At 67.4% G+C, this 11,467-nt stretch carries 10 protein-coding genes; 4 read left to right on the forward strand and 6 right to left on the reverse strand.

All coding sequences use genetic code 11. From position 1 onward, the window contains the following. Nucleotides 1–84: 84 nt before the first annotated feature. Nucleotides 85–675 (reverse strand): YdeI/OmpD-associated family protein, encoded by a 591-nt coding sequence (locus ACIBH4_RS30695; RefSeq protein ID WP_362768498.1) that lies wholly within the window; start codon nt 673–675, stop codon nt 85–87. Next, complete coding sequence (locus tag ACIBH4_RS30700; RefSeq protein WP_362768495.1) at nt 672–2,567, reverse strand: NAD(P)-binding domain-containing protein; 1,896 nt, start codon at nt 2,565–2,567, stop codon at nt 672–674. Before ACIBH4_RS30700 ends, ACIBH4_RS30695 begins: the two co-directional genes overlap by 4 nt. Nucleotides 2,568–2,989: 422 nt before the next feature. Here ACIBH4_RS30700 and ACIBH4_RS30705 point away from each other — a divergent pair, with 422 nt between their 5' ends. Then, nucleotides 2,990–3,517 (forward strand): pyridoxamine 5'-phosphate oxidase family protein, encoded by a 528-nt coding sequence (locus ACIBH4_RS30705; protein WP_362519835.1) that lies wholly within the window; start codon nt 2,990–2,992, stop codon nt 3,515–3,517. A gap of 87 nt (nt 3,518–3,604) precedes the next feature. Here the strand turns inward: ACIBH4_RS30705 and ACIBH4_RS30710 are convergent, their stop codons facing one another. Continuing rightward, the gene (locus ACIBH4_RS30710; protein ID WP_362768492.1) at nt 3,605–4,486 is read right to left on the reverse strand and encodes a TIGR01777 family oxidoreductase; all 882 of its coding nucleotides are present in this window, start codon (nt 4,484–4,486) and stop codon (nt 3,605–3,607) included. Nucleotides 4,487–4,566: 80 nt separating this feature from the next. Here ACIBH4_RS30710 and ACIBH4_RS30715 point away from each other — a divergent pair, with 80 nt between their 5' ends. Continuing rightward, nucleotides 4,567–5,145 (forward strand): YdeI/OmpD-associated family protein, encoded by a 579-nt coding sequence (locus ACIBH4_RS30715; RefSeq protein ID WP_362519830.1) that lies wholly within the window; start codon nt 4,567–4,569, stop codon nt 5,143–5,145. A 251-nt stretch (nt 5,146–5,396) separates the two neighbouring features. On the opposite strand, the gene ACIBH4_RS30720 is transcribed toward ACIBH4_RS30715, so the two are convergent. After that, nucleotides 5,397–6,191, reverse strand: coding sequence for an IclR family transcriptional regulator C-terminal domain-containing protein (locus ACIBH4_RS30720; protein ID WP_362519827.1), 795 nt, complete (start codon nt 6,189–6,191; stop codon nt 5,397–5,399). 484 nt (nt 6,192–6,675) lie between these two features. Here ACIBH4_RS30720 and abc-f point away from each other — a divergent pair, with 484 nt between their 5' ends. Next, on the forward strand, nt 6,676–8,310 hold the full coding sequence (gene abc-f / locus ACIBH4_RS30725) for a ribosomal protection-like ABC-F family protein (RefSeq protein WP_362768489.1): 1,635 nt from the start codon (nt 6,676–6,678) through the stop codon (nt 8,308–8,310). A gap of 21 nt (nt 8,311–8,331) precedes the next feature. On the opposite strand, the gene ACIBH4_RS30730 is transcribed toward abc-f, so the two are convergent. Next, nucleotides 8,332–9,939 carry an MDR family MFS transporter gene (locus ACIBH4_RS30730; RefSeq protein WP_362519821.1) on the reverse strand — a complete coding sequence of 536 codons (1,608 nt, stop codon included), beginning with the start codon at nt 9,937–9,939 and terminating at the stop codon, nt 8,332–8,334. A gap of 260 nt (nt 9,940–10,199) precedes the next feature. Here ACIBH4_RS30730 and ACIBH4_RS30735 point away from each other — a divergent pair, with 260 nt between their 5' ends. Then, on the forward strand, nt 10,200–10,763 hold the full coding sequence (locus ACIBH4_RS30735; RefSeq protein ID WP_362519818.1) for a hypothetical protein: 564 nt from the start codon (nt 10,200–10,202) through the stop codon (nt 10,761–10,763). A gap of 60 nt (nt 10,764–10,823) precedes the next feature. Here ACIBH4_RS30735 and ACIBH4_RS30740 read toward each other — a convergent pair whose 3' ends face one another. Beyond that, nucleotides 10,824–11,390 (reverse strand): NADAR family protein, encoded by a 567-nt coding sequence (locus ACIBH4_RS30740; RefSeq protein WP_399173283.1) that lies wholly within the window; start codon nt 11,388–11,390, stop codon nt 10,824–10,826. Between the last annotated feature and the right edge of the window lie 77 nt (nt 11,391–11,467).

Genomic DNA, 11,467 nt, shown 5'->3' on the forward strand with positions numbered 1-11,467 from the left:
TTCCCCCCACGGTGATCGGGCGGACCCTCCACCCACGGTGATCGGTCGGACGCTCCACCCGCAAGGTCGCGAAGTGCGGAGGCGTCACGGTTTTCTGCGGGGGCCGTGGAGTGGTTCCCCGGCTTCGAGGCGTTCGACGTAGTCGGCGATCCTGCGTGCCCTGGTCTCGGCCTTCCTCGCTTTCTCGACGGTGAGCAGGATCTGGTAGCCGTTGCTTCTGCTGAGGGCGGCGAAGGCGGCCGCCGCGGCGGGAGAGGCGTCGAGCGCCGCCCGCAGGTCGGGTGGGACCTCGGCCGTGCTCGCCGGGGCGTAGGCCGCGGCCCAGCGGCCGTCGGCCTTGGCGAGCTCGATCTGTTCGAGCCCGGCCGCTCGCATCCGGCCCGCCGCGATGAGCTTCTCGACCTTGGCACAGTTGATCTTCGACCACGAGCTGCGGGCCCTGCGCGGGGAGAAGCGCTGGGCCCACCAGCCGTCCGGCGAGTTTCCGGAGAATGCCTTGCCGTCGATCCAGCCGTAGCACAGGGCCACGTCCAGGGCCTGGGACCTGGTGACCGAGGGCACCGGCGTCCCCTTCTTCGGCAGGGCGACCCAGACCTCGTCCGCGGTCCGGTGGTTCGCCTCCAGCCAGGTGGCGAACTCCTCGACCGAGGCGAAGCGCAGGTTCTCGTCCGTCATCGAACGCCCTCGACGTGCAGACCTCCGGTCGTGACCTCGGCGGGCCGGCTCCGCTGTTCGGCGGCGGCCTTGACCCGCTCCAGGGTCTTGTGGATGCCGTCGCGCAGTTCCTCGGTGTGCCCCTCGTAGCCGCCGAGCGCCAGGTTGGCGAAGGAAGCGGTGCGCTTCCGCTGCCCGGCGCTCTGCCCGGAGACGTCCCACCGCTCGGTGAGAAGGGTGCCGCCGCCGTCCTGCTCCAGCCGGTAGCTCCAGCGCACGCCGTTGGTGGCGGTGCGGAACGCGAAGGACTTGCCCGGCTCCGCCTGCTCGACCTCGTTGGTGGTGACCCAGGTGACCCAGCCGCGGCGGTTGATCCCGACGAAGCGTGCGCCGACCCCGCGCCTGCCACCGATCCAGAAGCATCGACGGCATTCGGGACTCCACTGTCCCATCCGCGTCACGTCGCTGATGAGGTCCCACACAACGTGCGGATCGGCGTCGATCCAGATCGACACCTCCTCGGGCTCGTAGCCCTCGGGAAGCCCGTTCGCGGCGGCCTTCGCCTTGAGCCTGGCCTCGGCCTTGGCCGCCGCCGGTGCGCGCCGGGCCCCGTCGCGCCGGGCGCGGCGCAGTTCGGCCAGGTAGGGATAGTGGTCCACCTGCATGGTGTGGCGCTTGGACGTCACGTAGCGCTTGGCGAGCTTCTCCTTGTACCGGTTGATCTCCCGGCGCATCCGCTCGGGCGAGGGCAGCGCGGCGCTGCCCTCCAGCAGGTCGGCCACCCAGTGGGACTGCGCCTCGGACAGCACCGTGGTCGCGCCCAGGGGCTGGAAGAGGCCGATGAAGTACAGGCCGGAGTGGTTGGGGTCGACCACGCGGTGGAACAGGGAGACGTCGTTGTCGGTGGGGGCGATCACGCTCTCGTCCAGGAACGGGAAGTTGATCTTGTACCCGGTGCTGTAGATGACCGCGTCGATCACCTCGCTGCTGCCGTCGACGAAGTGCACCGTGTCACCGTCGAAACGGGCGATGTTCGGCTTCACCGTGATGTCGCCGTGGCCGAGGCGGGGCAGCAGGGACTCGGAGACGGTCGGGTGGGAGTTGAACAGCTTGTGGCCCGGCTCCGGCAGCCCGTAGTCGGTGACCTTGCCGACCGTGAGGCGCAGCAGACCCGCCATGATCCACCGCTGCATCTCCCTCGGCAGCACCGTGGTGAGGAAGGGGCTGATGAGGTCGTCGCTGGGCTTGCCGAACATGAACTTGGGGAAGACGTATCCTCCGCGGCGCATCGCCATGAAGGTGCGCTCGGAGACGGTGGAGGTCTCCACCGCGATGTCCGACGCCGAGTTGCCGAGGCCGAGCACGAGCACCCGCTTGCCGGCGTACTCCTCGGGGACCTTGTAGTAGTGCGAGTGGGTCTGGATGCCCGTGAAGGTGTCCGCGCCGGGGAAGGCCGGCTCGGGGTAGCGGGGGGTCGAGTGGTGTCCGTTCGCCACCACCACCGCCCGGTAGTGGCGGGTGGTCTCGGCGCCGGTGTCGCGGTTGCGCGCGGTCACGTGCCAGCCGCCGCCCTCGGCCGGTTCGACGCGGGTGACCTCGGTACGGAAGATGATCGCGTCACGGAAGCCGAAGTGGTCGACGAAGTCGTCGAAGTAGCGCGCCATCTGGTAGTGGGTGGGATAGGCCGGATAGTGGTCCGGCATGGGGTAGCTGCGGTACTCCGTCAGGTGTCGGGAGGTGTTGATGTGCAGCGACCGGTAGCCCGAGGACAGGCCGTTGTCGTTGAGATAGCGCCAGTTGCCCCCGATTTCGGAGCCGGCCTCGTAACAGTCGAAGGCGATACCGCGCTCGTGCAGGACCTGACAGGTGGCGATCCCTGATGATCCCGCTCCGATAATACAGACGTCCTCCATGATTCCCTTCCTTCTTGGGATCGGTTTCCCGGTCGCACCCACCTCACCGTGCCGCTGCGAAACACGAGGCCATATCCCCGGATTTCGCGTCACCCTTTCGCTCAACCGTCCACGGCGTTTACGTTTACCTGCGATCAGGTTATGCCGGTAACACCTTTTGGACAACGGACACCCCATAAGGGTTGCTTATTGAATAACGGAACAACCTCTTATTGGACTCGCGACGCCCCTGCTCATCATGGGTGGCGAATTAAGGTCACCACGGAGCCTGATCGATGCGAGAGAGACCACTTATTGCGACGTCATTGCCCGCCCGCGACCGCGGACGTAGCCTCGTGATCGGAACATCATCCATCACCTATCCGACGCCGGGAAAATCTCCCCTCATCGAGACGGCCCCTGCGTCGCAGAAAGGAAAAACGATGTCCGTCACTTATCCCGAGGCGAAACTGGACGTGCGTTACAGCGAGCCGGGGGTGGAGCCCACGTCGTGGCAGGAGACCCTGGGCCTGCTGGAGACGGCCGAGCTTTTCTGGCTGACGACCGTCCGCGTCGACGGCCGCCCCCACGTGACCCCCGTGGTCGCGGTGTGGCACGACGACGCCATGTACTTCACCACCGCTTCGATCGAGCAGAAGATGCGCAACCTTGAGCACAGCGGAAAGGTCGCGCTGACGACGGGGAACAACCTCTGGACCAAGGGACTCGACATCGTCGTCGAGGGCACGGCCACCGAGATCACCGCCCCCGAGGCCCTGCCGGGGATCGTCGACGCCTTCGACGCGAAGTACGGCGCGCACAACAGCTGGAGCCTGGAGCTCATCGACGATGTCGCCCAGGTCGCGGGCCACCCCGCGATCGTGTTCCGCGTCGAGCCGGCCAAGGTGCTCGCGTTCGGAAAGGAACCGCACGCGCAGACCGGCTACCGCTTCACCGCACCCTCGGCCTGACGGCGATCGCCGCGCGCCCGAATGTCAGCAGAGGCTCCGAACGTCGGCAAGCCCGGCCTCTTACAGAACGTCCGCGAGCCGGGCCTCTCACAGAACGTCCGCGAGCGCGGCGTCGAAGTCGACGTGCCGGAACGTGAACCCCGCCTCGCACAGGACCCTCGGGACCGCGCGCAGGCTGATGAGCGCCAGCTCGTCGGCCGCCTCTCCGAACACGGCCCGCACCACCGCCTTCGGTACCGACAGATACACGGGCCGATGGAGTGCCCGGCCGAGCGCCCTGGTGAACTCGTCGTTGGTCACGGGTTCCGGCGCGCACAGATTGACCGGTCCAGAGATGTCCGGGTTCTCCAGGAGGAAGCGGATGGCGGCGACCTCGTCCGGCAGGCTGATCCACGCCACGTACTGCCTGCCGTCGCCGAGTCGCCCGCCCACTCCGAGCCGGATCGGCGGCCTGAGCAGGCTGAGCAGGCCGCCGTCGGACGACAGTACGAGGCCGGTGCGCAGCAGCACGACCCGGCTGCCCGCGTCGCGCGCCACCGTGGTCGCGGCCTCCCAGTCGACGACCATCTCGGCCAGGAAGCCCTGGCCCAGGCCCGCCGTCTCGTCGACGACGTCGTCTCCGGTGTTGCCGTAGAAGCTCAGGCTGGACGCGTTGAGCAGGGTGGGGATGCCGTACTCGGCGACGGCTTCGGCGAGCGTCCTGGCAGGCTCGATGCGGCTGGCACGGATGCGTCGCTTCTGCTCCGCGTTCCAACGTCCCTGGACCGACGAGCCGCACAGGTTGATCACGGCGTCGACGCCGTCGAACGCGTCTCGCGGAATCGTGCCGGACGGGGGATCCCACCGGTGCTCGTCCTTCGCCGCAGGTTCGCGTCGTACGAGTCTGCGCACTTTGTGACCCGCTTCGCGAAGCTCGGAAACGACTACTCTGCCGATAAGACCGGTTGATCCAGCGACGACGATCAGCATATGAACCACATTACTTCGCCCGCATTGTCGCGCGTCAATCCGGCGTCGAGACCGACAGCGGGGGCGATAACCTGATCCATATGGATGAGCGCGACGGAGTGGAAATCATCGCCTTCTCGGACGCGGAGGCGTTCGAGAGCTGGCTTGCCGAGAATTACACGCGCCACGAGGGCCTGTGGGTCAAATTGGCCAAGAAGAAAACCGGTATTCCAACGGTCACTTCCGACGAGCTGGTCGATGTCGGGCTGTGCTACGGCTGGATCTCCGGGCAGCGACTGTCTCTTGATGAGCGGTACTACCTGCAGAAGTACGTGCCGCGACGGCCCAGGAGCCTGTGGTCGCAGGTGAACGTCGACAAGGTCGCGATGCTGACGGCCGCGGGACGGATGCGCGAGCCCGGCCTCGCCGAGGTGCGCAAGGCTCAGGAGGACGGGCGGTGGGCGGTGGCGTACGAGTCGCAGAAGACCGCGACGGTGCCCCCCGATCTCGCGACGGCGCTGGATGCGGACCCGGATGCCAGGAAGGCGTTCGAGGCGCTTGACAAGACCGGACGTTACCTGGTGATCCTGCCGTTGCTCCAGGCGCTCACGCCGGAGAACAGGAAGGCCCGTCTCGACAAAATCCTCGAAACACTCGCAAAGAGCGAAAAAACGCGATAAATCATCGTGATCAAGCCTGGTCGCCGCCCGAATCCGTCCACCTCTCGCCGATGTTCCGGTAGCGGAAAATCACCGGGCCCGTCCAGCCCTTGAGCGACGTGGCCCCCTCCGGGAGTGACCCCCTCCGTCACTCCCGGACCTCTCGAAGACGCGGACCCCCTGGAAACCGCCTCGGAACGGATCGTGGTAGCCCTACTCCGATTCCCGCAGGGAGTGGGTCACCGGGTCCGGGTCATCCGGGCACCACCGGGTCACCGGGTCACGTGAGGCACCGTCTCCAGCCGGGCGAAGTCAGCGCTGATCTCACCGGCGGTCTGGAGCAGCGGCGGAAGGTGCTCCTCCAGGAGCCGTTCCAGAGAGGTCTCCGCGGCGTGGCTGTTCACGTTGATCCCGGCGATCACGCGTCCTGACCCGTCACGCAGCGGCGCGGCGACCGAACGGATCCCCGGCGCGAGCTGCTCGTCGGTGAACGCCCAGCCGCGCGCGCGGACCTCGCGCAGCTCGTCGGCCAGCTCCTCGCGGCCGATCCGCCGCGGTTCGATGCCGGAACGGGACGGCTCGGCCAGCACGCGCTCCACCTCCTCGGGGGTGAGCGCGGCCAGGCAGACCTTGCCCAGCGACGTCGCCTGCGCCGGAAACCGGGTGCCGATCTGCACGGCCAGGCCCACGATCTTGGGAACCGCGACCCGTGCCACGTAGACGATGTCGGAGCCGTCTAGCTGGGCGATCGAGCACGACTCCCCGGTACGGGCGACGAGCCTTTCCAGGTGCGGGCGGGCGACGTCCCACAACCCCATCGAACGCACGTAGGCCACCCCCAGGTCCAGTACCCGGGGGGTGAGCGCGAATCCTCCCTTGCACGAACGCACGTAACCCAGCTCCTGGAGGGTGAGCAGGATACGGCGGGTGGTCGGCCTGGCCAGACCGGTCGCCGTGGCCACCTGGGTCAGTGACATCACCGGCCGGTTGGGCTGGAAGGCGGTGACGACCTCCAACCCCCGGGCCAGTGCCTCGATGAAATCCGGTCCGACGCCTTCCCGCGGCATTGCCCGACTCCTCACGATGGGGTTGTTACGGGACGATCCACCCTATGGAGGACCGGCATGCGGACAATTTAAGTGAGTGCGTGGCATATTCGCCACCTAGCTTATATATCCAGGTAACACGGCACCGCGAAGACGACTCCCCGCCGTATCGTGACCCCGCCCCAACGGATGGTCGATGGCCGCATCCCTCTTCGCTCGCTGGGCGGACAAGTAGCCATTCTCCGGCGCGTCCGTCGGCCGCGAGACCCGGTGTGGCGGCATCGCGCTCGCACCCTTTAACGTCCAATATGCTGGGCTGCGAGTGACAGGGAATCAGGGAGACCAGACGTGATAGGCGACGACGACATCTCCGGGTGATACCGGAAGTGATCGGCCACCGGCGGGCGCGTAGGAGCGCCGACGCCGTGGCCGCCTCTGTCGTCAGCCCATCGATCCCCGCCGGGCGGCTCCGACGCGCGCCCGCGTCCCATACGAGGTCCCTCGCATGTCCGATGCGTTCATCATCTGCTCGAACCTTTCCTTCTCCTGGCCCGACGACACCCCGGTCTTCCAGGACCTGTCCTTCACCGTGGGCGCCGGCCGTACCGGCCTCGTCGCACCGAACGGCGCGGGGAAGAGCACACTGCTCAAGCTGATCGCCGGGGAGTACCGGCCCGGCGGCGGAAGCGTGTCCGTCGAGGGCGTGCTCGGCTACCTTCCGCAGACCCTGCCGCTCACCGGCGACCTCATCGTGGCCGAGGTCCTGGAGATCGCTCCGGTGATCAGGGCCCTGGACGCCATCGAGTCCGGAGACACCGATGAGGAGCACTTCACCACGATCGGCGACGACTGGGACATCGAGGAGCGCACCCGTGCCCAGCTGGACCGGCTCGGCCTCGGGGAGATCTCCCTCACCCGGCGTCTGGGCACCCTCAGCGGTGGCCAGATCATCTCTCTCGGCCTGGCGGCACAACTGCTGAAGCGGCCCGACGTCCTGCTGCTGGACGAACCGACCAACAACCTCGACCTGGACGCGCGCCGCAAGCTCTACGACGTGCTGGAAGACTGGAACGGCTGCCTGCTGCTCGTCAGTCACGACCGGGCGCTGCTGGACCGCATGGACCGCATCGCCGAACTCGACCGGGGCGAGGTCCGCTCCTACGGCGGTAACTTCACCGCCTACGAGGAGTCCGTACGGGCCGCCAGGGAGGTCGCGGAGAAGAACGTCCGCAACGCCGAGCAGGAGGTCAAGCGGGAGAAACGGGAGATGCAGCAGGCCCGCGAGCGGGCGGCACGCCGGGCGAGCAACGCCGCCCGCAACCTCAAGGACGCCGGCCTGCCGAAGATCTTCGCGGGAACGATGAAGCGCGACGCCCAGGAGTCGGCGGGAAAGGCGGACGAGACCCACGCGGCGCGGGTCAACGACGCCAAGGCCCGGCTCGACGAGGCGGGCCGGGCGCTGCGCGACGAGCAGAAGATCACGCTGGAACTGCCCGGCACCAACGTCCCGGCGGGACGCACGGTCTTCCTCGGGAGGAGGATGCGGGTCCACTACGGTGCGCGGGAAGTGTTCACGGGAGAGGGCGCCGACCTCACGATCCGGGGACCCGAACGGATCGCGCTGACCGGCTCCAACGGCACCGGCAAGTCCACCCTGCTGCGTCTGATCAACGGCGACCTCGAACCGGAGGGCGGCCAGGCCAGGCGGGCCGACGGCCGGGTCGCCTATCTGTCCCAACGGCTGGACCTGCTCGATCCCGGCCGTACGGTGGCGGAGAACTTCGCCACGTTCGCCCCCGCGATGCCGCAGGACCAGCGGATGAACCTGCTCGCCCGCTTCCTGTTCCGTGGCTCCCGCGCTCACCTGCCGGTCGGGGTGTTGTCCGGCGGTGAGCGCCTGCGCGCCACTCTGGCCTGCGTGCTGTACGCGGAACCGGCGCCGCAGCTACTGCTGCTGGACGAACCGACCAACAACCTCGACCTGGTCAGCGTCGGCCAGCTGGAGAGCGCGCTCAGCGCCTACGAGGGAGCGTTCGTCGTGGTCAGCCACGACGAACGCTTCCTCTCGGAGATCAGGATCGACCGCTGGCTGCGGCTCTCCGAGGGCCGACTGCTGGAGACGGGACCTCCGACGGACTGAACGGTCCTCGCCTCCACGTCGTCACACCGGCTCCGTCGACCGGACCTTCTCGACCTCGTCGGCGGTGCCGCCCGCTCGGGCGGCGCCGCCCACCCCGGCGGGAGCGTCCTCCTGAGCGGAGCCGTCCCCCTCGGCGGAGGTGCCCTGAGCAGAACCGTCCGCGTGAACGGGACCATCCTCATGGCCGTCCGCATGAGCGGGGCCGTCCGCTCGGGCGGGCAGGAGCAGGGCGGTGATGATCACGATCACGGACAGCGCCGCACCGATGATGAAGGCCAACCGCATACCGCCGAGGGTGGCGAGCACCTCCGTGGCCCCCTCGGATCTCAGGACACCGGCCCGCGCGCTCATCACGGTGATCACAAGCGCGGTACCCATCGCCGCGGCGACCTGCTGCAACGTGCTCAGAATCGAGCTGGCGTGGGAGTAGAGCGGCGGCGGAACGGCCCCGAGCCCGAGGGTGAACACCGGCGTGAAGGCCAGGGCCAGGCTCACCATCAGCAGCGCGTGCAGACCGAGGAGCTGCCAGAACGGCATCGTCATCGTGATCTGAGTGAAGCCGGTGAGCGCGAGCGTGATCCCGATCGCACCGGGGATGACCAGCACCCGGCCGCCGAACCGGTCGAACAGGCGGCCGACGACCGGACCGAGCAGACCCATCGCGAGACCGCCCGGCATCACGAGGAGCCCGGTCTGCAGGGCGCTGAGCCCACGGACGTTCTGCAGGTACAGCGGCAGCAGGATCATCGAGCCGAGCATCGCCATGAAGGACACCGACATCAGGATCAACGCGACCGTATAGGTGCGGTAGCGCAGGGTGCGCAGGTCGAGCAGCGGCACATCGCGCTTCTGCAGCGACACCTGGCGGAGGACGAAGACGAGAATGGCGAGCAGGCCCGCCGCCACGATCGTCACGGCGACGGCGACGTCACCGCCCTCGAACCTGCTGAGCCCGTAGACCAGGCCGCCGAAACCGGCGGCCGCGGTCACCACGCTCAACCAGTCGACGGTGCTGACCTCGGGCTCCCCGACGTTCTTGAGCTGCCTCAGGCCACCCCATGTGATCAGGGCGGCGATGGGGAGCACCACGGCGAACAGCAGCCGCCAGGACCCGAAATTAAGAATCACTCCCGAGACCGTCGGGCCCATGGCGGGCGCGACCGAGATGGCCAGGCTGACGTTGCCCATCACCCGGCCCCGCTCCGACCTGGGCACCACCTGCATCAATGTGGTCATCAGCAGCGGCATCATCACGGCCGTCCCCGACGCCTGGACGATGCGGGCGCCCAGCAACACCTCGAACGACGGCGCGACGGCGGCCAACGCCGTGCCGAGCAGGAACAGGCCCATCGCGGTGGTGTAGGCGCTGCGGGTGGACACCCGCTGCAGGAACCACCCGGTGATCGGAATGACGGCGGCCATGGTCAGCATGAAGGCGGTCGAGAGCCACTGCGCGGTCTGCTCGTTGATGTGCAACGCGTCCATCAGCTGCGGGATCGCGTTAATCATGATCGTTTCGTTGAGGATGACCACGAATGTGGCGAGCACCAACAGCCGGATCACGGGCGGGGTGCGACCTGAAACAGCGGTCGCGGACTTGGCTGGTGAGTCGAGCTGGAGGCTGGACACGGATCCTCAATCGGGGTTGTCGAACATGAGATCGGGGTCGTCGAACACGACGCGGTCATGGCTGGCGTCCCAGCCTCAGGTCTCACAAGACGTTGCGGTCATGCAGAGTTTGACCCACACCACCGACAAAACTCATCGGTCGCCCCCAGCATTCCCGCGAACAGTGCGACATGTCATCCGATTTTCGTCGGCGAACGACGCCCCACAGATGACGTGTCGATCGCGGCTGAGATGTGATCTCCTTACGCGAAGCTGGCCACGTGAGCATGGATGAACTGCGTCTTCGCGTTGAGGAGTTGTCCCAGCGGTTTGGGATCAACCCACCTGACGTGGTCCACGGCGAACCGCCCCAGGGAGCGGACTGCATCCTGAAAAGACGCGGCAAGAACTCCCTGATCGTCATCGGAGCCAGCTTCGACGCTCTGCCCAGGCAGATACAGGACGCGGATCTCGCATGGGCTGTCGCGCTATCCGACCGCACACGCGTCCGTAAGGAAGGTGTCTCAACTACGGCCTTGCTCGGCTTCGGCGTTGTGGCCGGCCTCGTTACAGCCCAGTTGATCTCCCCGTTCAGCTCGCCCATCCCCGCCACCGTGATGATGCTGATATGTCTCATCATGATCGGAATGCCGATCATGATGAGACAGCAGATCTACGCACTGGACCGCAGGGTGGCGGAGGTCTGTGGAGAAGAGATGCTCCATCGAGCCCTCACGTACTGGCAGGAGCGCCCGCCTCGAATGCGAGGCCTCTACTGGCTCGTGTCGAAGGTGCAACCTTCCATGGCGAAACGAGCTGCCCGGCTGGCTCCTGCGAATATGTGAGGGCGACCGGCGCTCCCCACCGCATGGGCAACACCGTCGGCATCGATCACGTCATCACCGTCACGATCGCCGAAGGGCCTGCCTCACCTCCATCAGGGCGAACCCCAGCAGGTTCAGCCCCGGCCACAGCTCCGGCCTCTCGGCTCGTTCGTCGTCGGCCGCCAGTCCGATCCCCCAGACACGATCGACAGGGCTCGCCTCCACCAGCACCCGCTCACCGGTGCCCAGCAGGAACTCCCGCAGATCGGCGTTCTGGCCGAACTTCGCGAAGTTGCCGCGAACTACCAGGTCAAAGCGGGCCGCCGTCCACTTCTCCTCGTCGAAGCCCCGCACACGCCGTCCGAGATCCTTGACCTGCCCCGGGTCATCGGCCACCACGATCGCCGCCGCGCTCTCCTCGTCACCGAACAGCCGCGCCTTGCCCGCCATCATGAAGTGCTCCGCCGTACGGTAGACCACGCCGTCCACCACGAAGTCCGCCGGCCACCACTGCGACAGGCACCCGGTCCCGACCCCTCCGGAACGCGGCGGCCGATGCCCCCAGAACATCAGGTACTTGATCCGCTCACCGCCCCGGGCCGCCTCGGCCAACCCCGCCACATCACGCGCCTCCACCGCCTTCACCATGCACGCACCCTCCCAAACTCCTCAGGCCCGGCGCCAACCACTTTCCCAGGCGAAACCCCTCAGGCGACCGCAGCAGG

This window comes from Streptosporangium sp. NPDC050284 (genome assembly GCF_044459525.1).
Classification (GTDB): domain Bacteria; phylum Actinomycetota; class Actinomycetes; order Streptosporangiales; family Streptosporangiaceae; genus Streptosporangium.

What these genes read in the sequence shown, in the direction of transcription:
- ACIBH4_RS30700 (WP_362768495.1), bottom strand. Translation starts at nt 2,567, where the DNA reads ATGGAGGACGTCTGTATTATCGGAGCGGGATCATCAGGGATCGCCACC.
- ACIBH4_RS30720 (WP_362519827.1), bottom strand. Translation starts at nt 6,191, where the DNA reads ATGCCGCGGGAAGGCGTCGGACCGGATTTCATCGAGGCACTGGCCCGG.
- ACIBH4_RS30710 (WP_362768492.1), bottom strand. Translation starts at nt 4,486, where the DNA reads ATGCTGATCGTCGTCGCTGGATCAACCGGTCTTATCGGCAGAGTAGTC.
- ACIBH4_RS30715 (WP_362519830.1), top strand. Translation starts at nt 4,567, where the DNA reads ATGGATGAGCGCGACGGAGTGGAAATCATCGCCTTCTCGGACGCGGAG.
- abc-f (WP_362768489.1), top strand. Translation starts at nt 6,676, where the DNA reads ATGTCCGATGCGTTCATCATCTGCTCGAACCTTTCCTTCTCCTGGCCC.
- ACIBH4_RS30695 (WP_362768498.1), bottom strand. Translation starts at nt 675, where the DNA reads ATGACGGACGAGAACCTGCGCTTCGCCTCGGTCGAGGAGTTCGCCACC.
- ACIBH4_RS30740 (WP_399173283.1), bottom strand. Translation starts at nt 11,390, where the DNA reads ATGGTGAAGGCGGTGGAGGCGCGTGATGTGGCGGGGTTGGCCGAGGCG.
- ACIBH4_RS30705 (WP_362519835.1), top strand. Translation starts at nt 2,990, where the DNA reads ATGTCCGTCACTTATCCCGAGGCGAAACTGGACGTGCGTTACAGCGAG.